Source organism: Saccharopolyspora cebuensis, assembly GCF_039542665.1.
Classification (GTDB): Bacteria; Actinomycetota; Actinomycetes; order Mycobacteriales; family Pseudonocardiaceae; genus Saccharopolyspora; species Saccharopolyspora cebuensis.
This window is the reverse complement of record NZ_BAABII010000025.1, coordinates 1-26051: the sequence shown is the minus strand read 5'-3', so window position 1 is coordinate 26051 and position 26051 is coordinate 1. Positions and strand designations below refer to the sequence as shown.

Sequence of the window (26051 nt, the reverse complement as noted above, 5' to 3'; positions counted from 1 at the left end):
CCCGACGTCAACGGCCGACCTGAGCTTCGCGGGCACTTCCAAGGCGAGCTCCCCGATCGCATCCGGCCTGCTCGGCCGGTGAACGATCAGCACCCAGCACGAGCAGTCGGCTCCCCGCCCAGCGAAGCCTGCGCTGTGGCGGCAACAGCTCTGGCGCTCCTCTAGTGCCCACCGGCGCTCAACTGATCACGGAACGCTCTCGCCTCGGTGGCACTTGGCCCCGAGGCGCCGACGAGAGGAAAGGAAACCACGATGGTCACCAGCAAGAACGCCACCGCACCCGCTGCACCTGCGACCAGGCGGTGCACCCTGCACCTCCTGCACGACGTGGCGGCCGACTCGCTCCGCGAGGCGTTGAACCCCAAGTACGAGGACGCTCCCGGATTCGAGGTCGCCGAAGTCGCGGTGGGCGACGTCCTCGGACTCCTCTGCACGGGAGTGGTCGGTGGGAACAAGCCGCCCGACTGGGTCGCTGCCGTCGACGCGCTCACCGGCACCCGCCCGGCCGTGGAGAACAAGACGGCGGCCGGTGCGCTCCTCGTGCCGGTCGGGGGAGCGCTGTTCGCCCTGACCTTCGGGATGGGGCACCTGTTGCTGGATCCGTCCCGCACGACTCCCGGATTCGGGCTCGGCTTCGCGCTCAGGGTGCTCAGCGCCGACGCCATCAAGCAGGTGACCCACAGCGTCATGGACGCCCGCGGCCGCACCGACCGGAACTCCGCCGCGCAGGTGCAGCACCTCCACTCCTTCGGCATCGAGGCCTACGGGGAGGTCGTGAGCCGGCTCAGCGGAGCGGTCGACGTCTCCGCGCTCGGGCTGGCGGTGGGCAAGGGTGGGAAGAAGACCGTCCAGGTCGCGGGCACGGACGCGCTCAAGATCGACCTGGGAGCGGGAGCAGCGGACCTGCTCTCCGATCTCGAGGAGATCCACCGGGTCTTCACCGAGCAGAGCCCGGCGCCCGGGTTCGAGATGGTCGCCCGCGTACGACCGCTGAAGCCCACCGATGGACGACGGGAGCAGATCGAAGCCGTGCTCGAGGAGCTGCTCGGGCAGGACGAACCGAACCGGGTGGCCGCGACGCTGCCCACCGAATGCCTCGACGAGGGCAGCAAGGCCACGACCTACCGGATGAAGATCGGGCCGCGCCGCGAGCTGATCACCGACCTCAGCTTGGGCGAGGTCCTCGCCAGGACGCGACGGGTCTCCCGCGGTGGGCGCTTGCGCGCGCTCAAGGACGGCTACGTCCAGATGTGCGCGGACGAGCACGGGGAAGAGGTGCTCAGCCGCCAGCTGCCCGCCCACAAGTGGCTCGCGGCCGAGGTGGCGCTCGGCACCAGTCGCTTCTTCCTGCACGAAGGGCGCTGGTTCGAGATGGGTGACGAGTACTTGGACGGCATCCGCCAACAGGTTCGAGACCTCCTGGCCGAGCAGCCGGGCGTGTCCCTCATCGACTGGACCTCCGACCTGAAGGACGAAGAGGCGTACAACCACGAAGCCGCTGAGCACGGATTCGTCTGCCTCGACCGGAAGAAGCTCCACACGACGCAGCACCCGCACGGGATCGAAGCGTGCGACCTCCTCGGTCCGGACGACGAGCTGATCCACGTCAAGCGGGCGAAGACGACTGCCCCGCTCAACCACCTGTTCGCCCAAGGGCGCCTGTCGGCCGACGCCCTGCGCTTCGACGGCGAAGCGCGGCGGAAGTTCATCACCAGGGTCGAACAGATCGCGCCCGAGCGCGCTCTCCCGGAGAACTTCGTGCCCAGGAAGGTCGTCTACGCGATCTCGCTGAAGAGCGGGAAGCCGGTCACCGCCGACAGCCTCTTCACCTTCGCCCAGGTCAGCCTCATGCAGGCGGCTGTGGCCCTCCGCAACGTCGGCATCGAGGTCGCCGTCGCGAACATCAGGACGAGGTGAACCCTCTTCGCCCGATCCCTCCGAGCTGGTGGTGGGCGGTGCCGGTGGGCGCCGATCAGGAGGCTGATGCGCTCGTCGCCGCATGTCGGCGGGTGTCTTCCTCTGCAGCTCTCGCAACTCCGGAAGAGCGGTCGCCGCCTGTGCCGCGCCTTCGTCTTCCACCCCTGCCGGGCGCTGCCCGTCCCCGGTGGCGCTCTGGCTCGGCACGCGCCGAGCAGGCGCGCGGCAGCTGCGGTCGACCGGCCACCGACCAGAGGAGCTGCCGGGGCGGTGATCCGGCCGGGTGGAGGCCTCGGGGAAGGTGCCGAACGACCGCCGTATGGTGACGGGCGCCACCCGGCCGAGCGGGATCGGTGGCCCGGGTAACGTCAGCGTCCGGTTCGTCGATCTTGTCCGTAGCAAACGCCAGCGCATCCCTGCGGGGTAGGCGCTGCCCACCTCGATTGCGAGCATGATGACCTCTTCGGTCCTTCGCGCTTCCAGCGGCGAGGATGATCGGTTGCGGGTGGAGCTGGTGCATCCGCCGGCGATGTACTACGCGCTGGTGCACAACCGGGTTCCGGTGGTGAACCGGCTGCGGATCGAGAACCTCGACGACGAGACCGCTGTCGACGTCGAGGTCGTGCTGACCCTGGCCGGACCGGACGGCCCGCTCACGGAGCCGTGGACGAGGTCCGCGGTGACCATCGCCGCGGGCGGGTCGGTCAGCTGGGACGACTTCGCGGATTTCGCTCCCGATGCGGCGCTGCTGAAGAGCGCCGACGAATCCTTTCCCGTCAGCTACCGGGTGTCCGTCCGGATCGTGGACAGGCACGAGTTCGAGCTGTCGGCCCAGTCCCGGGTGTTGGCGCACAACGAGTGGCTGAGCGCCCCGGCGCTGTACGAGTCGATCGCCGCGTTCGTGCAGCCCAACACCGCATCGGTGAACGGCGTTCTGCGGGCCGCCGGCGAGCTGCTGCAGCGGGAGACGGGCTCGAGTTCGCTGCAGGGCTACCAGGTGGGGCCGAAGCGGGCGGCGCAGATCGGTGCTGCCGTGTACGAGGCCTTGCGCGAGCGCGCGATCACCTACGTCGGCCTGCCGGCATCGTTCGAGGACACCGGGCAGAAGGTGCGCACCACCGCGGCCGTCTTGGGCGACCGGATCGGCAACTGCATCGATCTTTCGGTCACCTACGCGGCGTGCCTGGAAGCAGCGGGCCTGCACCCGCTGATCTGGATGGTCCGCGGGCATGCGTTCGCCGGGTTCTTCCTGAACGAGGAACGACTGGCCGAAACCGTGTCCTCGGACCCGGCCCAGATGATCAACGTGGTCGAGTCGTCCAAATCCATCGCGGTCGAGCTCACCGCGATCGGGCCTGGCGCGGACTCCGTCGGGTTCGCCGAGGCCGCCAAGCTAGGACGCGCACACCTGCGCGGTCCGGGTGAGCTGCTCGGCATGGTCGACATCCACCTCGCGCACCGCTCCGGGATCCGCCCGATGCCGTCGACGGACGTCGGGGACGAGGATCCTGCGGAACCGACGCCACCGGACGCCCCGGAGCGTCGGCTCGCCCTGCCGGACGAGCTGGTCACGAGCGGCGTGCTCGACGACGCCGAGATGGTCGCGGACCAGGGTCCTGCGGACGGCGCGCCAGCGCGGGTCACGGCTTGGCGGCGAGCCTTGCTCGACCTCAGCCTGCGAAACCCGCTGCTCAAGCTCCCCAAGCGGGGCAAGGGCCTGGACCTGCACGTGCCTGCGGGCGGGCTCGCTGCCTTGGACGACCTGGTGCACGGCGGCAAGCCGTTGAACATCGTCGCCCAGGACGCGCTGGGCGGGATCCAGGAGTTGCAGGGCGTGCGCCGCGCCCAGGACCTCCCGGACGAGGTCGTCTTCGCCGAGTTGGCGACCGACCACCGCATCTACGCCTCGGTCACCCATGACCACTACGTCGAGCGGATGCGGGGTCTCCAGCGCGCCGCGCGGACCGTGGAGCAGGAGACCGGCGGCAACTACCTTTACCTCACGCTCGGATCGTTGGTCCACCCGACCCCGACAGGTGAGGCGCACGCACCCCTGTTCCTCCTCCCCGCGCGCATCGAGGGTGGGGCGGGCCGCAGGCCGTACGCGGTGATCGCCGACGGGGACGAACTCGCCGCACCCAACCAGTGCTTGGTGGAGTGGCTCCGCCAGAAGCACGGGATCGAGATCCCGGCCCTGCGGACTCCGGTCCTCGACGGCTCCGGCATCGACATCGGCGCATCGCTGCGGGCGATCCGGCAGGCCCTCGTCGAAGGCGAACTCCACTACCGCGTCGACGAGACGGCGAGCCTGCGGCTGCTCGAGTTCTCCACCTTCCAGATGTGGCGGGACCTCACCCACCACTGGAAGACCTTCCTGGGGAATCCGGTCGTGCAGCACTTGGCGGAGAACCCCGGCCAACCGATGGATGCCCCCGAGCCGGTCGACGCACGGGTCGACGAGACCGAAATGGTCGTGCCGATCGCTGCGGACGGCTCCCAGCTGCGCGCGGTGGCGCTCGCGGAGCGGGGGCATTCGTTCGTGCTGGAAGGACCGCCCGGTACCGGCAAGTCCCAGACCATCACCAATCTCATCGCCCACGCCATGGCTTCGGGCAAGACCGTCCTGTTCGTCGCCGAGAAGCAGGCCGCGCTGGACGTGGTGAAGCGGCGGCTCACGGCGATCGGGCTCGACGCGTTCTGCTTGGACGTGCACGGGCGCAAGCAGTCCCAGCGATCGATCAGCCGACAGCTCAGGGCGGCTCGGGAGCGGCGCGTCGACGGCGACCGGCACGAATGGGAGTCGCTGACCGCCAAGTACCGGTCCAGGGTGTCGGCGCTGCAGCACTACCCCGACCAGGTGCACGACACCAATCGTTCGGGATTCTCGGTGTGGTCGGCCTACCGGGCGACCTTGGTGCACGGTGACGGACCTGCGGCGTGCGTGCCCGCGAGCTACTTCTCGCTGTCCCCCGAGCAGCGCGTCGCCGCCGAGAACGCCGCCCGGGCCCTGCCGAGCGCGGGGCGGTCCGCCCGCCTGCGCCCGCACCACCCCTGGTCGATCAGCGGCTTGCGGTCGATCGCCGATCTCGACCCGCACGCCGCCGCGGCTGCCGCGCGCGAGCTGGAGGAGGTGCGTCAGTGGTTCGGGCGGCTGCCCGAACCACTGCGGCAGCGGATGGCAGCGCTCCCGCACCCGATGCAGCTCGGCCAAGTCCTCGGAGCGGCCGGACTCGCGGCGCAGGGAGCGCTCCCCGACGCCGCCCGCACGGCGGCCGCAGCGCAGGCGGGTTGGGACGACGAGGTGCGCGGTGCCGGGCAATTGGTCGCCGCGTTCCAGCAGCAGCACCGGGAGGTGCTCGCGACCTTCCGGCCCGAGTTCTTCGTGCACCCCGCATTCGACGACCTCGCCGTCCAAGCCGAGGCCGCCGCTCGAGGGCTGATCGGCAAGAAGAAGCGCCGCCTCGAACTGGCCCGATCGTTGCAGGCGCACCTGGCGCCGGGCGCCGCCATCGATGCGACCGCGGTGCTGGAGGTGTTCCGGGCCGCGGCTTCGGCGCGGCATGCTGCGTCCGACGTCGCCCGTGCCGTTCACGGGGTGCGCGGGCTGGGCTTGCCGCCGTCCTGGTTGCCGACCCGGCCGGACGCGGTGCGCGCGATCCAGGCGGCGCACCGGTCCTCGCAGGTGTCGCGGGACGCGCGCCACCGCATGCCTGCGCTGTGGGACGTCTTCAACGGGATGGGGGCGCAGGTCCCGGCTCGCGGGTTGGAACGGTTCCTCGGGGCGTGGCAGACCTGGCTGGGCCTGCTCGGCACCACCGAGGAGGAGTTCGCCCGGTGGACGGCGGGGTCGGATTGGGCCGCGGCCTGGGAGCGGGATGGCCGGACGTGGGTCGACGATCTGGACGGGTACGGCCTGCTCCCGGTCCAGCGGTGGGGCGCTGTGCTGGGTCACACCGATGTGCTCGCGCAGGCCGGGCTGACGGATTTCCGGGAGTGCGTCCTCGGCGGGGAGGTCGCACCGGACGAGGCGGAAGTGGCGGTGCTGCGCGGCATCGCGCGGACCGCCGTCGACGAACGCCTGCGCAGCGGGGGGTTGGACTACTTCGACGCCGACGCGCACGAACAGCAGGTCGTGGACTTCCTCGGCCTGGGGGACGAGGTTCGCGCCCAGCTGCCGGAGCGGATCGCCGCCAGCATCGTGCAGAACCGGGGGAGCGGTGACTTCGACAAACGTGCCGGGGAGCTGCTCCGGCGCCTGGAAGGTCGCCGCACGGATCGGCTGTCGTTCCGGGAAGCGGTGGTGCGCTATCCGGACGTGATCACCGGGCTGACGCCTTGCCTGCTGATGAGCCCGGCCTCGGTCGCCGCGTTCCTCGAGCCGGGGGCCCTCGGCTTCGACATCGTCGTGTTCGACGAGGCCTCCCAGATCCGCGTTCCGCAGGCGATCGGCGCGATGGGGCGTGGTCGGTCCGTCGTCGTGGTCGGTGATTCCAAGCAGATGCCACCGACGAGCATCATGCAGGCCAGCAACGACGACGAGCCGGACGATCCCACCGTCCCGGAAGACCTCGACAGCATCCTGGCCGAGTGCGTCGAGTCCGGACTGCCGCGTGAACTGCTGACCTGGCACTACCGCAGCACCGATGAATCCCTCATCGCCTTCTCGAACGGTCACTACTACGACGGCGAGCTCGCCAGCCTGCCCGCGCCCGGTGGCGACCCCGCTGCCGGTATCGCGTGGCGACGCGTCGAAGGCCGGTTCGAGTCCGGCGGCAGCCGAACCAATCCGGTCGAGGCCTCCCGGATCGTCGCGGAGATCTCCCGCATCCTGTCCGATCCGCGTACCGCCGACCGTTCCATCGGAGTCGTCACCTTCAACGTCCAGCAGCGCGACCTCGTGTTGAACCTGCTGGAGGAGAGCGAGGACGAACGGATCCAGGCCGCGTTGGCCCGCGATGACGACGAGGAGCTGTTCGTCAAGAACCTGGAGAACGTCCAAGGCGATGAACGAGATGTGGTCCTGTTCTCGCTGGCCTTCTCACCGGACCCCAGAACCGGCCGGGTGCGGCTGCGGCTCGGACCGCTGATCAACACCGGCGGGGAGCGGCGCCTCAACGTCGCGGTGACGCGAGCCCGCACGCAGGTGATCGTGGTCAGCTCCTTCGACCCGGAGGACCTCGACCTGTCGGCGACCAACTCCGTCGGTGTCCACCACCTGCGCGCGTACCTCGAGGTGGCGGCGCGCGGCGTGGGCAGCTCCGGGGACATCGTCAGCCGCGGCGGCCGGCCGGATGTCGACCGGATCACCGCGGAGGTCGCCGGTGCGATCAGGGCACGCGGCCACGAGGTCGAGACCCGCTACGGGCTCTCGCACTTCACCGTGGACATCGCCGTCCGAACGCCGGGGAGCAGGAGCTGGTCGGTCGCGGTGCTGCTCGACGGGCCGGAGTGGGCGCGCCGGGCGACGGTCGCCGACCGCGATGCGGCGCCGAGGCTGCTCACGGACCTCATGCACTGGCCGGCAGCGGTGCGGGTCTGGCTCCCGCAATGGATGGCGGATCGGGAGGGCGTGCTCGATCGCATCGACCGCGCGGTGGCCTCGGCGAGCGTGGTCGGCGACACCGCGCCGGCGGCGGAGCCCACGCCGGAGGTACCGGGTGCAGCGCTCCCGGTGGAGGCGGGCCCGAAGGCGGTTGCAGAGGTCGTCGAGCCGCCTCCGGCAGCGGAGGTCGAGGCCGACGACGCGCCCGAGCCGCTGCTCCGATCGGCTCTGCGAACCGAAGCCGCCCCGGCCGATCACCGCCTCGTCGAGGAATTCGTTCCGTTCCAGCCGGTCACGATGGGTACCAGGGAACAGCTCGATGAACTGGCGCACGCAGCTCGGGTCCAGCGGCTCGTGCAGGAGTGCATGGGCGAGGTGATCGCGGCCGAGGGGCCGATCGAGGTCGAGCGCCTGATGAGGCTGGTCAACAACTGCTTCGGTCTGCGGCAGGTGCATGCCGAGCGCAAGAACCGGATGCAGCGGTTCCTCCCGAAGCAGTACCGGGTCACCCGGGGCCTCGGAACCCGGTTCGTCTGGCCCGCCCACCGCGATCCGGAAACCTGGCGGGGCTTCCGCCGCACTCCGGATCCGGGAGGTCGTCCGTTCGCCGCCATCCCTCCGGAGGAGATCGTCAACGCGATGCGCCACGCGTTCGACTCCGGACGAGCGGGGGACACCGAGCAGCTCCGCCGAGCGACGCGGGAATCGCTGGGGTACGGCAAGACGACCGCGTCGATGCAGCGGCTCATGGACCAGGCGCTGGCCTGGGGCGTCACCGCCGGGCGGGTGCCGAAGCCGCCGGAGTGATGCCGCCCGAAGCCGGTGCCGCTGGGGTGCTGCGAACGCCCTGGGACGACGGTGGTCCCGCGCACGAGGGTGGCCGCGTTCCCGCGGCGGATCTCGGGAGGCGTCGTCGGAACGGGCAGCTCGGCCCGCCCTTGCACGAACGTGCATCACCCGACCGGATTTCGACGGGGAGGCCGCACGCGGTGTTCGGCCCCCGCGGTTGCTCCATGCGGGGGTAAAACGATCATCCTGCACCCCGGGATCGCGCGGTCGCCCTAGCCTCTCGACGGTCGAGCTTGGATCGATCGAGAGGAAGACATGGCGAACGGCGCGCGGACCTTCCAGGTCCGGGTCCTCGCGGGTGGCGACCCGCTGCGGGAAGAGCGGTTGACCCGATCGTTGCGCGACGAGCTCGCGGAGCTGGAGGGCGTTTCGGTCGGCTTCAGCAGTGGTGCTGCCAGCTCGCAGGGGAGCAAGGCAGGTCCGCTCACCGATCTGGTCCTGGCCGTGGCCGTGCTCGCGTCGTCGAAGCCGCTCGCCGGCGTCCTGACCACCGCCATCACCGAGTGGTGTGCGCGGGAGCGGCACCGGAAGGTCCGCGTCACCAGGGGCGATGCCGAGCTGGAGATCACCGGGAGCCCCGACGCCGATCAGCGGCAGCTCGTCCGGGAGTTCCTGGAGGAGCCGGAGCCGGACGCGTGAGCCGCGTCCTGCGGCGGCGCGCGCTGCTCGTCCACACCGAGACCTACCAGGACGACCGGTTCTCCGCGCTGCCTTCGACCCGGGCCGACACCTGGCAGCTCCGGCAGGTCCTCGAGCACCGCAACGTCGGGGCCTTCGACGCGGTCCGAGTGGTCGGCGACCTCCGGGCCGACGACATGCGCGCCGAGATCGCCGAGTTCCTCGAGAGCCGCGACCCGGACGAACTGGCCCTCCTCTACCTCAGCGGGCACGGTGCGCGGACGAGCCAGACCACCGGCGAGTTCTACTTCGTGGCCGCTGATACCGACCACGATCGCATCTCGCAGACCGGGGTGAGCGCTGGCTTCGTGAACGAGCGGCTCGAGGAGTGCTGTGCTCCGCACAAGGTCGCGGTGCTGGACTGCTGCTTCAGCGGCGGCTTCGCGCTGGGTTTCCGCACCACCGATCACGCGCGGGGTACAACCAAGTCCGCGGGGGCGTCCCCGCTGCACAGCCGCGGGGTCCACGTGCTGAGCTCGTCCGGTCCGTCGGAGGAGTCGTTCTCCGGTCCGGGGTCCGAGGACGGGCCCACACCTTCGGTGTTCACCGGCGCCGTCGTCGAGGCGCTGCGCACCGGCAAGGCGGCCAAGGACGGCTCGGGCACCGTGTCCGTGGACGACCTCATCGATCACGTCACCCGGCAGCTGCGCGGACGGGGAGGCCAGGTGCCCACCAGGTCGGCCCTGGGGGTCAACGACCGCATCGTGATCGCTTCGTGCCCGGTCGGCGAAGCGCCGACGCTCGCGCCACTGGCGCAGGCGCCGCGGCCGGAACCGCGCGCGGGGTCCATCGCCGAGGACAGCGCCACCAGATCACCGAAGCGCTCGACGACGTGGCAGGACGTGATCGCGTACTACCGGGCGTGCGTGCTCGACGAGAACGAGAAGATGTCGTACCTGCCGGTGGACGGACGTGGCCGCACGTACGCCTGCCTCACCGGTGCTGAGCGCCTCTTGTCCGGTGACCTCGACGAGGGAGGAACCGCCGAGATCACCGAGGAGGCGGCCGAGTTCCTGGCGGGCGTGGACGGGCAGGACGAGCTCTGGGCCGGTTACCCGGCTGTCGTGCTCCACCAGCCGCGCGGCGGTAAGCCCTGGGGTTCTCCCCGGTTCGCGCCCTTGCTGATGCGCCGCGTCGAGATCACCGGAGGCGAGGACGGCGCGCCACCCCGGTTCCGGCCGTACGGCCCGGTGGTGCCGCATCCCGGCTTGGCCGAGGACCAGCTCGGCGAGGAGCAGGCCAGCCACCTCGTCGAGAGCTACCAGCCGACGTGGCACGCGGGCCAGCACGGTCGCCTGGCCACGGATGCGCGCAACCTGCTCCAGCAGGAGTTCGAGCTCCCCTGCGTCCAGGAGCTCCGCCCGGACTTCCTCGAGGAACGCATCGACACGAATTCGCCGGGCGACGGTGCCCGCAACGCCGCGGTCCTCGTCCGGGTGGCACGTTCCGGTGGGGCGAGCGCGAACCTGATCAAAGACCTCGACCACATCGTCGGCCAGCACGAGAAGATCGCGGACACCGCCATGGGTGCCCTGCTGGACGGCTCGAACGACGAGACGAACTCCGAAACGGGCTCCGCGGTCACCCCGCTACCGGCGAACGAAGCGCAACGGGCCGTGTTGCGCGCCGCGATGTCCCAGCGCCTGACGGTGGCGACCGGGCCGCCAGGCACGGGGAAGAGCCAACTCGTGGCCAACGCCGTGGCGACAGCGGTGGCGAACCAGGAGTCGGTGCTGGTCGCCTCCACCAACAACCAAGCCGTTGACGAGGTGTGGCACCGCTGCGATCGCCTCCTCGCCGACAGCGTGGTGCGCACCGGCTCGTCCTTCGGGGCGGAGAACTACCGGCAGCACGAAGCCGATGCCCTCCAGCGCCTGCTGAAGGTGGAACGGCCCGACCTCAACCCGGCCACGGCCCTCGCCGAGCACGCGCGGAAGGCGAGGCGGAAGGACCAGGTCCGGCAGGTCATCGGTCGCAAAGCGGAGGTGGAGCAGCAGCTGCACGAAGCCGCTGCTGGCAGGGAGCACCACGCGGAGCACCTCGGCCGCACCGTGGAATCGCTCGCGGAACTGCTCGGAGCCGGCTCGGAGGTCTGGGAGCGCCGCGCCGGACGACTCGCCAGGGCCAGGTTCTTCGGTGAGTGGCGCCGACGTCGCTCGCTGCGCGTGCTCGGGATCGAACCCGGGGAGGACACCAGGGCGGTGTGCGGGCACCTGGCCGGCTTCGCGGCGGCGGAGGCCCGGTGGCGCCGACATCGGAGCGAGGCGAGCACCACGCCTCCCGACGCGGAGCTCGCGGCTTCCCTCGAGGCCGCCGACGCGGCCGTCCAAGAAGCCTCCCTCGCGGTGTGGCGGGCGTCCACGACCGCCGCGGTCGCTGCTGGCAAGGCCGCCATCCTCTCCTTGGTCCAGGCGACCGCCAGCGGCTCGCGGGATTGGGCAGCCCTGCGCGGCGTCCTCCGCCACGTGCGGGGGTGGGCGACGACGAGCCTGTCCGCTCGGCGGTTCCCCACCCAGCCGCGGTTGTTCGACCTCGTGATCATCGACGAGGCGAGCCAGTGCTCGATACCTCAGGTGCTGCCGCTGCTGTTCCGGGCCCGACGTGCGCTGATCATCGGCGACGTCATGCAGCTCGCGCACATCACCACGATCCCACCGGAACGCGAGGCGCTCATCCGGCGGCGCACCGGTGTCAGCTCGGCGTTCCTGGAGAAGCACAAGCTCTCCTTCCGCCGGCACTCGGCGTTCCACGCCGCCGAGGGCACCTGCGGCGGAAGCCTCCTGCTCGACGAGCACTACCGGTGCCACCCCGACATCGCCTCGGTGTCGAACGGGCTCTTCTACGGCGATGCGTTGACCGTGCTCACCGACGTCCGCGGTCGGCCAGCGGTGGACAGGCCAGCCGTCACCTGGTCGAACGCCGAGGGGCGGGCGCAGCGCGGACCGTCGGGCTCGTCGTGGGTGAACCGCGAGGAGGTCCGGACCGTGGAGCGGTGCGTCGAGTACCTCCGCGCGCACCTCCCCGCGGAGGCCACGATCGGCGTCGTGACCCCGTTCAAGGCCCAGCAAGCCCAGATCACCCGCGCCTTGGGCGAGTGCGACAGGGTGCGGATCGGCACCGTGCACACCTTCCAAGGCGGCGAACGCGACGCCGTGGTGTTCTCCCTCGTCGCGGGCGCGGCGATGCACCCCGGCGCGATCGACTGGGTGAACGGCCAGCTCAACCTCTGGAACGTCGCGATGACCAGGGCCAGGTCGCACCTCGTCGTGGTCGGGGACCGGGAGTTCTGGCGCCGCCGCGGCGGCACCGGTGAAGAGCTCGTGCGCGCAGCGGAAGAAGTGGTCGGTGGACCGACGAGCGCGCCCGGTGCACTCGTGCAGCGGCTCTACGACGTCGCGGCGGAGATCCCGGACGCGCGGGTCGAACTGGGCGGTCGGGTCAACGGCCACGCCATCGACGCCCTGATCGAGCAAGGCGACGGCACTGCTCGACCGGTGCTGCTCGACAGGGGCGGCGGCGAAGACGTGGACCCCGAGCGCCACCTCGGCCTGATGCTGCGGCGACGGGCCTTGCTCAGCTCGCCTGACGAGGGGGCTCCAGCCGTCCGCCTACCCGCGTGGACCCTCTACGACCAGCGCGCCGCGCTCGCCGAACTCGGGCTCACCACCCGTGCGACACCACTGGAGGTGCGCTGACCGGCCTGGCGCAGATCGGTCCGCAGCCGAAAACCCGCTCGGGCCACCGCACTCCGCGATGTCGATACGCGCCGGGCGCCCGCTCGCGGGGTCGATCTGCGCCAGCGCCGCATCCGCTTCCCGGTCTTCGGCCAGGGCTTTGCCTGCGCACACCGGTCCGTCCGCTCTGGATTGCGGTACCTGAGGAAACCACTGGAGAGGTGATGCATGAATCGACGTATTGGAGGACCCGGCGGCGGTTCGGACCCGGGACCGAAGAAGGCGGCTCCCTTCGTCGCCGCCGCAGTGCTGGCGGGATCGGTGGCTGCCACCGGAGGCGGCATCGGTGCAGGAACGGCCTCGCTCGGCACCACGACGTCAACCGGTGCGGCGCACTCCGGTGCCAACCAGGTGATCAAGATGCGCAAGTTCGAGGGCAAGCGGGCCGCTCGCGCGGGCAAGGCCGCAGAAGCGTGGAAACGAATGGGTCTGCGCCGTTCGCGGGAATCCTTCGACGATCAGGTCGAGTGCGTCACGCACTCCTTCGGGGAAGTGCGCGAGTTCTTCGTCCGGAACCCGTGCCGATCGCTCGAGCAAGCCCTCTACGGAGTGGGTGACGGGGCTGGGAACGTCGCGGCGGTTTCCGTGTCGGCGGTGACGATGCCCTCGCGGAACCAGGTGTGGACGTTCAAGCGACTGATCGACACCCACGGCACCGGCGACATCACACCCCTGGGCGGGCCGCTGCTGAAGGCCTACGACGTGCGATTCACAGGTCATCACTACGATTCCCGCACTCAGGGGAAACGCCTCGTGGTCGCCGAAGCCGAAGCGGTGTCCGGTCAGCTCAGCGGCGACGCTCTCGACGCCATCGCGGAGGTCGCCGCCTTGCTGCCCCTTCCCAAGCGTTGATCCGAGGACGTGGAGGACCCATCGGGGGAGCTGGAAGTTGATGCTTTCGACGAGGTTGGTCGTGTAGACGACCCGTCGGAGTTCCGGGGGATAGTCCAGGAACGCGGTGAACGCGTTCCATGCATTCTGCCACGACGCCCACCTGGGTCGAGCGCCGCTTCGGCTGCGCCGTCGCCGGGCCTGCGTCGGCCGCGTGATCCGTCGGCGACTGCCACCTACGTCCGAGCGGATCTGCCCGAAGTGGCCCATGCGCTGTCCGTCCTCATGGGCGAGCCGCAGCTACTCGCTCCCAGACGGCTGCGTTCGCTGCTATGCTCCCGGTGTGATTTGCCCAATTCAGGGAAATATCGCGCGTGTGGGGATTCGATTCCCCTTCGGCACGCAGGTGTGGCAGATCTGCCGCACGCTCGTGCGGCGATCAGCGCGGTATGTGCGGCCGACTTTTCGTGCGTTGTGGGCCCTCGCGGTTGACGTGCAGCAGAGGTCGGCGAGGTGGTCGATGAGGGCGCGGCTGCACTCTTCGCGGATGGTGCGGTCGTAGCTGGGCAGGCCGGTTTCGCCGTGGAACAGCGGCGTTCGGGTTGTGTGGCGGCCAGCGTCCCGGTTTGGGCCTGGGGCCGTCAGCCATGCCGGACCTGGCGACCCGCAACCTCCTCGATCAGGGGATGTGAACAAGATGCGGGCGAGGGCGAGGTTTTCCGGTGACGGGCGCCACTAATGCTTTGCCGTGCACGAACTAGAATGGATAATTGTCTTATGGAGGTTCGCGTCCATCAAGTTCTTGATGTGGTGAATTCGGTGTGCCGATGATGTCCGTGGTCGACGAGGAGCCGGCATACGTGTCGTTGGCCGACAAGGCTTATCAGGCGATCCGGGACCGCTTGATCATGCTCGACATCCCGCCGATGGCGGCGATCGATGATGCCGCGCTGGCTCGCTCGCTGGATGTCGGCCGGACCCCCGTCCGCGAAGCCCTCAAGCGGTTGGAAATCGACCGTCTCGTGGTGTCGTACCCGCGGCGGGGGACCTTCGCCACGGCGGTCGACATCACCGACCTGGCTTATGTTTCCGAGCTGCGCTTGAACTTGGAACCATTGGCGGCGAGGCGAGCCGGCGAGATCGCCAATGAAGAGGAGCTCGTCGAGTTCAGCGAGCTCGCGGACCTTCTGGACGACGTCGATTTCTGCTCGCTCGGCCGTGACGAGGTGATGCGCTGGGACCTGCACGTGCACCGCGTCATCTATCGCGCAGCAGGCAACCCCCTCCTCGAGGACACGTTGATCCGCTACGGGAACTTGGCGACGCGGATCTTCTGCATTTTCCTGGATCGGATGACGCACTTCGAAACTCATGTCAGGGAGCACACTTCGTTGCTTCGGGCAATCGGATCGAGAAATCCCGATGAAGCCGAACGAATTGCGCGGGAGCACGTTCTGAGCTTCGATCGAGCAGTGCGCGCGGTGATGTGAGTGGCTCTCCCGTCGATGTGGCACGGGCGGCGTCGTCGACCGGTGTGCGGCTTTCCGCCGATCCGGTCGGTTTGCTGATCGTGGTCGTTCCGCTGAGCGAGCGCGGTCAGGTTCGTTGGGCGAGTTTGCGCCGCCACCGCCCGAAGGAGCGGGCGTGGTCGAGCGCGAGCACGCCGACCGGGTCTCCCGCCGAGTCGAGGTACAGGGCCAGGAATTCGTCGTGGTCCGGATCGCCCTCCTCGACTTGGACGGTGCAGTCCTCGGTGCGGTGCCCGGCGAACTGGATGTTGCAGCCGTACTGGTGGGACCAGAAGTAGGGGACCGCGTGGTGCGCCGGTGCCGCGTGCTCCGAGCCGAGCAGGGCGGCGACGGCGGCAGGCGGCTGGTGCAGCGCGTTGGTCCAGTGCTCCAGCCGCAGCGGTCCGGCGGTGTACTCGCGGTGGGCGTTCGCGCAGTCGCCGACCGCCACGACGCCCGGGATGCCGGTGCGCCCGCTGGCATCGGTGCGCACGCCGTCGTCCACCGGCACGCCCGATCCCGCGAGCCATTCGGTGTTCGGCTGCGCGCCGATGCCGACCACGACGACGTCGGCCGGTAGCTCGCGCCCGTCGGACAGGCGCACCGCGCGGACGCGGGGATCGCCCACCAGCTCCGCGAGTCCGGTGCGGGTGTGCAGCCGGACGCCGTTGCTCGCGTGCAGCCGGGCGCACACGGCGCCCATCTCGGCACCGAGCGCCCGTTGCAGGGGCACCGCCGCCGCTTCCACGACGTCCACCTCGCACCCGAGTCCGACGGCGGTCGAGGCGACCTCGGCGCCGATGAACCCGGCGCCGATGACGACGAGCCGGACCCCCGGCGCGAGCTCCTCCCGCAGGGCCCGCGCGTCGTCGAGGGTGCGCAAGGTGTGCACGCCTTCCGGGACCGCTGTGGGGAGTTCGCGCGCTCGTGCGCCGGTGGCGAGCACGACGGCGTCAGTGGTGATGCGGGTGCCATCGGCGAGCTCCACGGCCTGCTCGCCGGTGTCGAGCGCGCGGGCGGCCAAGCCGAGCCGCCAGTCCACGTCGAGGTCGGCGTCGTCGGACTCGGTCAGCCGGATCTCGTCTTCGGTGCTGGTGCCGGCGAGGAACTCCTTCGACAGCGGCGGCCGGTCGTAGGGCTGGTGCGGTTCGTCGCCGAGGACGCAGACGCGTCCTTCGAATCCTTGCGCTCGCAGTGCGCGGACGGCCGTCAGGCCGGCGAGCGACGCCCCGACGACGGTGATGTGCTGCATCAACCGACCTCCTCCGCGATCGCTGGCGTGGTGCCGACCGGGGCCGACTCGTGCACGTGGATCAGCCCGCCGTCGACCGACACGGCGTGCGTGCGGACGGGCTTCTTCGCGGGCGGGCCGCTGGGCCGGCCGGTGCGCAGGTCGAAGCAGGTGGCGTGCAGCGGGCACTCGACCGCGCAGCCTTCCAGCCAGCCGTCGGACAGCGACGCGTCCTGATGCGTGCAGGTGTCGTCGATAGCGTAGAGCTCACCGTCCACGTTGAACACGGCGATCGGCACCTCGCCCTGCACGCGGACCGACTCCCCGGGCGGGAGGTCGGACAGCTCGCCCACCAAGATCATGAACGCCTCCTGTTGCAGATCGCGGAACGAGTGGTGAACGACAGAATGCGGCTCGCCTTCCCGGTAGTCAACGGTTGAATTCGGTTGCCACGAACGGGATCACCGGGTCGTGCGCGGGGGGTCGTCGGTCCAGGGCACGACGGGGTTGCGGGGCCGCGGCCGGAGTGGATCGGCGGTCCCGGCGAGAGGTTCTCAAGGGGAGTCGGGGACGTTCGGCTAGACGTTGACCTCGCCCGAGCGACAACTTATCGTGTACAGATATATCAACAGCAGGGCCCACGCCACAAGGGATCGAGCGGCCCGGGCTGCAGCACCGCAGCGGGCCCGCTGCGGTTCGCACCAGGGGAGTCCTCATGACCGGTCGGCCTGCGGGGCCTTGGGGTGGCATCACGCCGCCCGTCGTGCAGGAGGAGCGGACCGTGCGCCGCGCTGTCGCCGCCGCGGCGGTGGGCAACGTGGCCGAGTGGTACGACTTCGGGATCTACTCCTACCTGGCCGCGGTCGTGCTGGAACGGGTGCTGTTTCCGGAGGCCGGCGAGTGGGCAGCGGTGTGCACGCTGGGTGCGTTCGCCGCGGCGTTCGTGATGCGGCCGTTCGGCGGGTTCGTGTTCGGCAGGCTCGGTGACCGGTTCGGCCGCACCAAGGTCCTCTCGGCCACCGTGCTGCTGATGACGGGCGCCACGGTGCTGCTCGGGCTGGTGCCCACCTACGGGTCGGTCGGCCTGGTGGCGCCGCTGCTGGTGCTGCTCGTGCGGATGTTGCAGGGGTTCTCCGCCGGGGGCGAGTACACCGGGGCGCTGACGCTGGTCGCCGAGTACGCGCCGGACCGGCGACGCGGATTCTTCGGCAGCTGGCTGGAATTCAGCACGCTGACGGGGTACGCGCTCGGCGCGGGCGTGTGCGGCGCTCTGATCGCGCTGCTGCCGCACGAGGCTCTGCTGGCGTGGGGCTGGCGGGTGCCGTTCCTGCTCGCGCTGCCGCTCGGGATCACCGGGGTGTACCTGCGGATGCGGCTGGAGGACACGCCCGCGTTCCGGCAGCTCATGGAGCGTTCGCCCGCGCTGGCCACGATGTCGGCCAAGCGCGCGGTCCAGATCGTCGTCCGCCACTACCGCGCCGCGGCGCTGGTCGCGGCCGGCGTGGTCGTCGCCTGGAACGTGACCAACTACGTGCTGACCAACTACCTCCCGACCTACCTGACCGGCACGCTGCCGCGCTTCGGCGAGGGTGGGGCCAGCGGTGTGGCGGCCACCGGGATGCAGGTCGCGGTCATGGTGGTGATGGTGTGCGCGATCGCGTGGGTCGGGAGGCTCAGCGATCGCATCGGGCGCAGGCCGATCCTCATGACCGGCAGCGTGACGCTGGTGCTGTTGGGACTGCCTGCGGTGTGGCTGCTGCGCGAAGGGCTGCTGGGGCAGATCGCCGGGCTGCTGATCATCGGGATGTGCCTGCTGTGCTTCGCGGCGGTGTCGCCGTCGACGCTTCCCGCGCTGTTCCCGACCATGATCCGCTACAGCAGTCTCGCGGTCATCTTCAACCTGTCGGTCTCGCTGCTGGCCGGGACCGCGCCGACGATCATCGAGGCCGCGGTCACCGCGACCGGCAACCTCGACTGGCCGGGGTACTACCTGGTCGGTGCGGGCGTCGTCGGGGCCGTCACGACCTACTTCCTGCGGGAGCACGCCGGGCGGCCGCTGGCCGGAGCCGCTCCGCTGGCGTCCAGCTCCGAGCTCCCCGATCCGCCGCTGTCCGCGGACGGGGTCCCGATGGAACATCCGCGCTGAGCCGTCGTCGATTTCGTGCGAGCCGTCGCGCACGACTGCGGCGTTCTGGGCGCGCGTCGTGCGCATGACCGACCAGCGGGCTGAGGAACGAGATCCGGCTGTTCGACGGGGCTTCGGCCGAGCGGAGCAGGGCGGCCCCGTGCGGACGTGTTGTCCGCGCGGGGCCGCCCGCTCCCCCCGGAGGTCAGCCGATGTGCTTGCGCACCCAGTCGTGGAAATCGCCGATGTGGTGCTCGCTGGGGACCAGCACCCCGCCGTCGCGGTAGGACCGGGAGTCCATCGCGAGCTGGCAGCGTTCGCAGGCGTCGAAGTCCTGCTGGTTGACCCGGTGGAACAGCTCCACCGAACGGTCGATGTCGGCGCCGGAGTCGACGACCTCCGGTAGGTAGAGCCAGTCGCACCGCACGAGGGTGCGGTCCGGTGCGAGCGGGAACATGCGGTGGAAGACCACGTGGTCCGGCACCAGGTTGATGAACACCTGCGGCCGCACGGTGATGGCGTAGTAGCGCCGGTCCTGGTCCTCGTCCACGCCGGGCAGCTTCTCCAGCCCGGCCGAACCGTCGACGGTGAAGCCCTCCACGCCCGCGCCGAATTCCGCGCCGTGCCCCACGAAGTACTGCGCGGCGAGGCCGTCGGCGAACTCCGGCAGCACCTCGGTGAGCTCGGGGTGGATCGTCGCGCAGTGGTAGCACTCCATGAAGTTCTCGACGATCTGCTTCCAGTTCGCCTTCACGTCGTACTCGATGCGCCGGCCGAGCTTGAGGTCGGCGACCTGGTAGCCCACGATCGCGTCAGGGGTACCGAGCCGGTCGGTGACGTCCTGGATCACGGTGTCCTCGAAGGACGGGGGCTGCTCGGCCAGGCACAGCCAGGCGTAGCCGAGCCATTCGCGCACGTGGACCTGGTGCAGGCCGTACTCGTCCCGGTCGATGTCGTCCATCGCGCCGAGGTTCGGCGCGGCGATCAGCTTGCCGTCCAGGGAGTAGGTCCAGGCGTGGTACGGGCACTGGAAGGAGCGCCGCACCTCGCCCTCGTCCTCGGTGCACAGCCTGGCCCCGCGGTGCCGGCAGACGTTGAGGTACGCCTTGATCTCGCCGCTGCGGGCGCGGGTGACCAGGACGCTCTCCCGGCCGATCTGGACGGTCTCGAACTGGCCGGGCCGGGTGAGGTCGGCGCTGTGCACGGCGCAGAACCAGCCGGTCTCGAAGATCCGTTCCTGCTCGGCGTGGAAGATCGCGGGGTCGGTGTAGTAGTGGCCCGCCAGCGTCTCGCGCAGGCTTTCGGGGAGGCGGGCTCGGCCCGCGGTGGAGGTGGAAAGCTCACCGGTCGTCATGGGTGGTGCTCCTCGCTGGAGAAGGGCGAACGCGTTGCGCCGCTACCGAGATCGCACGGCAGCGGGATCGATGTGGCTTCAGGGGGTCTGGACGGGACCGTTCACTGGTGGCGACGTACCCGGGGGAGCGGTCCGCGGAGGCCGGCGGACATCTCCCGGGCTGCTCAGCGGAAGACGACGGTGCTGGTGCCGTTGAGCAGCACGCGGCGCTCGCAGTGCCAGCGCACGGCACGGGACAGGGCGAGTGCTTCGGCGTCCCGGCCGACGGCCTGCAGGGCCTGCGGATCGTGGGTGTGGTCGATGCGGATCACCTCCTGCTCGATGATCGGTCCTTCGTCGAGGTCCGGGGTGACGTAGTGCGCGGTCGCGCCGACGAGCTTCACCCCGCGGTCGTAAGCCTGGTGGTAGGGCTTGGCTCCCTTGAAGCCGGGCAGGAACGAGTGGTGGATGTTGATGGCGCGGCGGTGCAGCACCTTGCAGGTCTGGTCGGACAGGACCTGCATGTAGCGGGCGAGGACGATCAGCTCGGCGTCGTGCTCGTCGACCACCTGCAGCAGCCGGGATTCGGCTTCGGGCTTGGTCTCCGCGGTGACCGGGATGTGGTGGAACGGCAGGCCCGCGGCCTCGGCCATGGGGCGCAGGTCTTCGTGGTTGGACACCACCGCGACGATGTCGGCGCTGAGGCCGCCGGTGCGCCAGCGGTAGATCAGGTCGTTGAGGCAGTGCCCGAGCTTGGAGACCAGCACCACGATCCGCGCGCGCCGGTCGGGGTGGAAGGCGTGGTGCATCGCGAAGTCGGCGGCGACGGGTTCGAACTCCCGGGACATCAACTCGAGATCCACCTCGTGCGGGGCGGTGAACTGGGTGCGCAGGAACAGGCGGCCGCGCACCGGGTCGTCGAACTGCCGGTATTCGCCGATGTCGCAGCCCTGCGAGACGAGGTAGGAGCTGACCGCGTGCACGATGCCGGTGCGATTGGGGCAGTCCAGGGTGAGGGTGAACGAGCGTGTCACGGGTTTCTCCTCAGCACTCCACGATGTTGAGAGCCAGCCCGCCGCGGGCGGTCTCCTTGTACTTGTCCTTCATGTCCGCGCCCGTCTCGCGCATGGTCTTGATCGCCTTGTCCAGCGAGACGTGGTGCCGCCCGTCGCCGCGCACCGCCATCCGGGCTGCCGTGATCGCTTTGATCGCGGCCACCGCGTTGCGCTCGATGCAGGGGATTTGCACCAAGCCCCCAACGGGGTCGCAGGTCAGGCCGAGGTTGTGCTCGATGCCGATCTCGGCGGCGTTCTCCACCTGTTCCGGCGTGCCGCCGAGGACCTCGGCCAGGCCCGCGGCGGCCATTGAGCAGGCCGATCCGACCTCGCCCTGGCAACCGACCTCGGCCCCGGAGATCGAGGCGTTCTCCTTGAACAGCACCCCGATCGCCCCGGCGGTGAGCAGGAACCGGACGACGGTGTCGTCGCCGAACGAGGGGAGGAAGCGGTGGGCGTAGTGCAGGACGGCGGGGACGATGCCGGCGGCGCCGTTGGTCGGGGCGGTGACCACCCGACCGCCTGCGGCGTTCTCCTCGTTGACCGCCAGCGCGTAGAGGGTCACCCACTCCATCGCGTGCAAGGCGTCGCTCTCGTCGGTGCTGCTCTCCAGGCGCTCGCGGAGTTCGCGGGCCCGTCGGCGGACCTTGAGCCCGCCGGGAAGGGTTCCGCACGCGTGCGTGCCGTTGGCGACGCACTCCTGCATGACCGACCAGGTCTGCAGCAGCCCGGAACGGGTTTCCGCCTCGCTGCGCCAGGCTCGTTCGTTGGCCAACATGACATCGCTGATCCGCGGTCCGGCTTCCGCGGTCCGCGCCAGCAGTTCCGCGCCGGTGCGGAAAGGATGCGGCACCGGCACCTCGTCCTCGACCAGGACCGGCCTGCCCGCTTCGTCCTCATCGAGGACGAAGCCGCCACCGACCGAGTAGTACTCCCGGCGATCGAGCCGGGTTCCCGTGCCGTCGAAGGCTTCGAAGACCATGCCGTTGCTGTGGAATTCGAGCCTCGTGTTCCGGTGCAGGACGACGTCGTCGTCGATGCTGAACGCCACCTCGTGCTCGCCGCCGAGGCTGAGCCGACGTTCTGCACGCGCGGCCTGCACCTGCGGTTCGGCCGCGACCGGATCCACCAGGTGCGGTTGCTCGCCGGCCAAGCCCAGCACCACGGCCTTGACGCTGCCGTGGCCGTGGCCGGTCGCGCCGAGCGAACCGAACAGCCCGCAGCGGACCCGCGCGACGCGCGGCAGCGTTCCCCCGTCGCGCAGACGGGTGACGAACAGGTACGCCGCCCGCATCGGTCCGACCGTGTGCGAGCTGGACGGCCCGATGCCGACCTTGAACAAGTCGAAGACGGAGAGGCTCATGAACGCTCCTGACCGGGTCGCGTGGGCGGTGCTTCGTCTCCGGCGGCCCCAGCGCGGTGGCCCGCGCGCACGTCGCCCCGGCGCAGCGGGGCGGGCGTCGACGAAGCGGGCGGAACCGCGCTGCGGGTGGCTGTCGTGCCGGATCTCGCGGCTGCGGATGCGGCGCTCGGCGTCATCGGGCGACCATGCCCAGCAGCGCGGCGGGCGGCGCTGCGCTCGCCCCGCCGCCCGGCGCGGGTTCCCGGGCGGCGAGATCGTGCCGGAAGGTCTCGATCGTGTCGGTGCGCATGGTGTCCTTCGCGGTCGTGGCACCCCGCCGGACCGGGGAGGGCCGGTCGGGTCGTGCGGGCGGCGGGATCAGCGGCGGATGCGGTGCATGTCCGGGTCGACCAGCGGTTCGGCGGCGACGGTGGCGCGCACCCGGCGGTCGAAGTACTGGATCTCGACCGGGGTGCCGGGTCCGGCGGTGGCGGGCAGCCAGGCGTAGGCGATCGGCGTGCCGAGGGTGTGCGAGAAGGCGGCGGAGGTGATGTAGCCGGAGGGGGCGCCGTCGAGGAACACCGGCTCCGCGCCGAGCACCACGCTGCGCCCGTCGTCGATCGTCAGGCAGCACAACCGGCGGGAGATCGCCGCCTGGTCGAGGGCGGCAAGGGCGTCGCGGCCGGTGAACCCGCCCTTCTGCAGCCGCACGGCGAACCCGACGCCGGCTTCGTAGGGGTTGTGCTCGGTGGTCATGTCCGCTCCCCAGGCGCGGTAGCCCTTCTCCAGCCGCAGGCTGTTGAACGCCGCCCGACCGGCGGCCACGACACCGAGCCCGCGGCCGGCTGCGAAGAGCACGTCCCAGAGCCGCTGCCCGAGTTCGGCGCTGGTGTAGAGCTCCCAGCCGAGTTCACCCACGTACGACACCCGCATCGCGGTGACCGGGATGCCCGCGATGTGCACGGGCTTGCAGCGGAAGTACTTCAGACCCTCGTGCGAGAGGTCGTCCCGGGAAAGCGGCTGCACCAGGTCGCGCGCGAGCGGCCCCCAGACGCCGATGCAGCAGGTGCCGCCGGTGATGTCGCGCAGCCGCACGCTGCCGTCCTCGGGCAGCTCCCGGCGGAAGTGGTCGTGGTCGAGGTTCCCGTTGGCGCCGACCTGGAAGAGCTCCTCGCCGAGCCGCGCGACGGTCAGGTCGCTGCGGACCCCACCGGCCTCGTCGAGCACCAGCGCGTAGGTGACCGAGCCGACGGATTTGCGCACCTTGTTGGTGGTGAGCCGGTCGAGGAAGTCCAGCGCGCCCGGGCCGCTGATCTCCAGCCTCTTGAGCGAGGTCATGTCGTGGAGCGCGACGGCGGTGCGGGTCTTCCACGCCTCGACCGCGGCGATGGGGGAGTGGTACATCGCCGACCAGGCGTCCCGCGACGGCGGCTGCCACTCCATCGGCAGGTCCTGGACCAGCGGCGCGTTCGCCTCGTACCAGTGCGGCCGCTCCCAGCCGTGGGATTCCAGGAAGACCGCGCCGAGCTCCTTCTGCCGGGCGTGGAACGGGCTGACCCGCAGCTCGCGCGGGGAGAACCGCGGCTGCAGCGGGTGCTTGACGTCGTAGACCTCGACGAAGTTGCGCTGGGCGGTCTCGTCGACGAAGGCCTCGGTGGTCTCGATCTCGTCGAAGCGGTGCACGTCGCAGCCGTGGAGCTCGATCTCGCTGCGCCCGTCCACCAGCAGCTGCGCGACCGCGCGCGCCACGCCGGCGGAGTGCGTGACCCACACGGCCTCGGCGATCCAGAATCCGGACACGTCGGGTGATTCGCCGACCAGCGGCCCGCCGTCGGGGGTGAACGACATGATCCCGTTGAACCCGGTGCTGATCTCCGCCGACTCCAGCGCGGGCAGCAACCGCCGGCTGTGCTCCCAGGACGCGGCGAAGTCCTCCTCGGTGAACGGCAGCATCGACGGCATGGACCGCTCGGTGGCGGAGTCCTGCTGCGGCAGTCCACCCGGTTCCACCGGGATCGGGCGGTGCGCGTAGGTGCCGATGCCCAGGCGGTCGACGTGCTGCCGGTAGTACAGGTCCTGGTCCTGGTGGCGCAGGGTCGGCAGCGTCGCCTCGGTGCGCTCGTCGTTGCGCCCGGCCAGCTCCGGCAGCGGCTCGGTGCGCGCGTACTGGTGGGCCATCGGCAGCAGCGGTACCCGCATCCCCGCCATCTCGCCGATGGCGCGGCCCCAGAAGCCGGCGCAGGAGATCACGATGTCCGCCGGCACTTCGCCCTGGTCGGTCTGCACGCCGGTGACCTGTCCGCGATGCTGGTCGACCCCCACGACCTCGACCCCACCCCGGAAGCGGGCCCCGCGGGCCACGGCGCGGCGGGCGAGCTCCTCGACCGCCCGGGTCGCCCCGGCGAGCCCGTCGGTGGGGGTGTGCAGGCCGCCGAGGATGCGGTCCGGGTCGAGCAGCGGGTGCAGCTTGGCGCACTCCTCGGGGCTGATGACCTCGCCGGGAACGCCCCAGGAGGTCGCCCAGCCCTGCTTGCGGTGCAGGTCGTGCAGCCGTTCGGGGGTGGTGGCGATCTCCAGCCCGCCGACCTGGTTGAAGCACCAGCCGCCCGCGGCGTCGAGGCTCCGGAGCTTCTCGACGGTGTAGGTGGCGAACTCGGTCATCGCCTTCGACGAGCCGGTCTGGTAGACGAGGCCGGGCGCGTGCGAGGTCGAGCCGCCGGTGAGCGGGAGCGGGCCCTTGTCGAGGACGGTGACCTGGTGCCACCCGCGACTGGTGAGCTCGTCGGCCAGGTTCGCGCCGACGATCCCGGCTCCGATGATGACGACACGAGGGGTCCTGCTCATGCTGGTCTCCTAACGGCGGGGTGGTGTTGACCGCGGGGAGTGCGCGGCTGCGGCTCTCGTTGCAGGAGCGGGGACGACGAACCGTTCCGACGCCCTGGAACCGACGTCGGCGCGGGAGGTAGCAGTGGGGGTTCCAGGGCGTGCGCCGAGCCGTTCGCGCTGTGGACGGCGCGGGAGGCGAGACCTGGACGAGGAACTGATATATTAACTTCCTGGCAAAGTAAGCGGCGGTGCTCCGCAGGTCAACAACCCGGTCGAAATTCGATCTGAACGGGTGGCCGCGCGCGGCGCGGGCGGGGCGTGCGGCGGTCGGATCCCGCGTTTCCGCAAGGGGTTTCAATTGTCGAGGCCAGGTTGCGGGGTGCATTGACCTCTTGACCGGACGGCGTGCGGTGCTACTATGATCGCCAACTGATATGTCAGTTGTCGTGTCACTGGTCCGGCACTGGCTCGACCCCCTGATCTCCCCTGGCTGGCCTTCTCCAGCGCGGAAGGAGTCCCATGAGTCCGTCCGGTAAGGACTTTGTCAACGTCCCGCTTTCGGCCGTCGACCCCGAGGTGGCGGGGGCGGTCGGTGCCGAGCTGAACCGGCAGCAGAGCACGCTGGAGATGATCGCTTCGGAGAATTTCGCGCCGCGGTCGGTGCTGGAGGCGCAGGGTTCGGTCCTGACGAACAAGTACGCGGAGGGCTACCCGGGCAAGCGGTACTACGGTGGTTGCGAGCACGTCGACGTGGTCGAGCGGCTGGCCATCGACCGGGTCAAGGCGCTGTTCGGTGCGGAGTACGCCAACGTGCAGCCGCACTCGGGTGCGCAGGCCAATGCCGCGGCGATGTTCGCGCTGCTCAAGCCGGGTGACACCATCATGGGTCTGGATCTGGCGCACGGTGGTCACCTGACCCACGGGATGAAGATCAATTTCTCGGGGAAGTTGTACAACGTGGTGCCCTACACGGTGCGCGACGATGATCACCGGGTCGACATGGACGAGGTCGCCCGCCTGGCGCGGGAGAACCGGCCGCAGCTGATCGTCGCGGGCTGGTCGGCCTACCCGCGGCAGCTC

Annotated in this window: 14 protein-coding genes and 1 pseudogene; 8 read left to right on the top strand and 7 right to left on the bottom strand. The window is 70.4% G+C overall.

Going from position 1 to position 26051, the window contains the following annotated elements; translation table 11 throughout:
* Window positions 1–252 precede the first annotated feature (252 nt).
* From ABD976_RS28055 to ABD976_RS28035, 5 genes are all read left to right on the top strand, one after another.
* Complete coding sequence (locus tag ABD976_RS28055) at window positions 253–1917, top strand: DUF6119 family protein (RefSeq protein WP_345368079.1); 1665 nt, start codon at window positions 253–255, stop codon at window positions 1915–1917.
* A gap of 505 nt (window positions 1918–2422) precedes the next feature.
* Window positions 2423–8266 carry an anti-phage protein ProA gene (locus ABD976_RS28050; RefSeq protein ID WP_345368102.1) on the top strand — a complete coding sequence of 1948 codons (5844 nt, stop codon included), beginning with the start codon at window positions 2423–2425 and terminating at the stop codon, window positions 8264–8266.
* Window positions 8267–8563: 297 nt separating this feature from the next.
* Window positions 8564–8947, top strand: coding sequence for an effector-associated constant component EACC1 (locus tag ABD976_RS28045; RefSeq protein WP_345368078.1), 384 nt, complete (start codon window positions 8564–8566; stop codon window positions 8945–8947).
* Window positions 8944–12681, top strand: coding sequence for a caspase, EACC1-associated type (locus ABD976_RS28040; protein WP_345368077.1), 3738 nt, complete (start codon window positions 8944–8946; stop codon window positions 12679–12681). The genes ABD976_RS28045 and ABD976_RS28040 overlap by 4 nt, the downstream gene beginning before the upstream one ends.
* A gap of 207 nt (window positions 12682–12888) precedes the next feature.
* The gene (locus ABD976_RS28035; protein ID WP_345368104.1) at window positions 12889–13572 is read left to right on the top strand and encodes a hypothetical protein; all 684 of its coding nucleotides are present in this window, start codon (window positions 12889–12891) and stop codon (window positions 13570–13572) included.
* Between the two features lie 27 nt (window positions 13573–13599).
* Here the strand turns inward: ABD976_RS28035 and ABD976_RS28030 are convergent.
* Window positions 13600–13707 (bottom strand): annotated as a pseudogene (locus ABD976_RS28030) (transposase); the annotation flags it as partial.
* A 674-nt stretch (window positions 13708–14381) separates the two neighbouring features.
* On the opposite strand from ABD976_RS28030, the gene ABD976_RS28025 reads away from it, so the two are divergent.
* A complete protein-coding gene (locus ABD976_RS28025; protein WP_345368101.1) occupies window positions 14382–15041 on the top strand; it encodes a GntR family transcriptional regulator in 660 nt (219 codons plus the stop codon).
* A gap of 106 nt (window positions 15042–15147) precedes the next feature.
* Here ABD976_RS28025 and ABD976_RS28020 read toward each other — a convergent pair whose 3' ends face one another.
* Together ABD976_RS28020 and ABD976_RS28015 are read right to left on the bottom strand one after the other, a co-directional pair.
* A complete protein-coding gene (locus tag ABD976_RS28020) occupies window positions 15148–16311 on the bottom strand; it encodes an NAD(P)/FAD-dependent oxidoreductase (protein ID WP_345368076.1) in 1164 nt (387 codons plus the stop codon).
* Entirely contained in the window at window positions 16311–16652 is a 342-nt protein-coding gene (locus tag ABD976_RS28015) for a bifunctional 3-phenylpropionate/cinnamic acid dioxygenase ferredoxin subunit (protein WP_345368075.1), read from the bottom strand. Before ABD976_RS28015 ends, ABD976_RS28020 begins: the two co-directional genes overlap by 1 nt.
* Window positions 16653–17071: 419 nt before the next feature.
* Between ABD976_RS28015 and ABD976_RS28010 the strand changes: the two genes are divergently transcribed.
* A complete protein-coding gene (locus ABD976_RS28010) occupies window positions 17072–18436 on the top strand; it encodes an MFS transporter (protein ID WP_425570131.1) in 1365 nt (454 codons plus the stop codon).
* A 184-nt stretch (window positions 18437–18620) separates the two neighbouring features.
* Here the strand turns inward: ABD976_RS28010 and ABD976_RS28005 are convergent, their stop codons facing one another.
* The 4 genes from ABD976_RS28005 to ABD976_RS27990 form a co-directional block, all read right to left on the bottom strand.
* Entirely contained in the window at window positions 18621–19769 is a 1149-nt protein-coding gene (locus tag ABD976_RS28005; RefSeq protein WP_345368073.1) for an aromatic ring-hydroxylating oxygenase subunit alpha, read from the bottom strand.
* A gap of 164 nt (window positions 19770–19933) precedes the next feature.
* On the bottom strand, window positions 19934–20782 hold the full coding sequence (purU, locus tag ABD976_RS28000; RefSeq protein ID WP_345368072.1) for a formyltetrahydrofolate deformylase: 849 nt from the start codon (window positions 20780–20782) through the stop codon (window positions 19934–19936).
* Window positions 20783–20792: 10 nt separating this feature from the next.
* A complete protein-coding gene (locus ABD976_RS27995; protein WP_345368071.1) occupies window positions 20793–22166 on the bottom strand; it encodes an L-serine ammonia-lyase in 1374 nt (457 codons plus the stop codon).
* A gap of 357 nt (window positions 22167–22523) precedes the next feature.
* Window positions 22524–24989 (bottom strand): GcvT family protein, encoded by a 2466-nt coding sequence (locus tag ABD976_RS27990; protein WP_345368070.1) that lies wholly within the window; start codon window positions 24987–24989, stop codon window positions 22524–22526.
* A gap of 501 nt (window positions 24990–25490) precedes the next feature.
* On the opposite strand from ABD976_RS27990, the gene ABD976_RS27985 reads away from it, so the two are divergent.
* The coding region (locus ABD976_RS27985; RefSeq protein ID WP_486374967.1) for a PLP-dependent aminotransferase family protein at window positions 25491–26051 on the top strand (561 nt) is incomplete at its 3' end.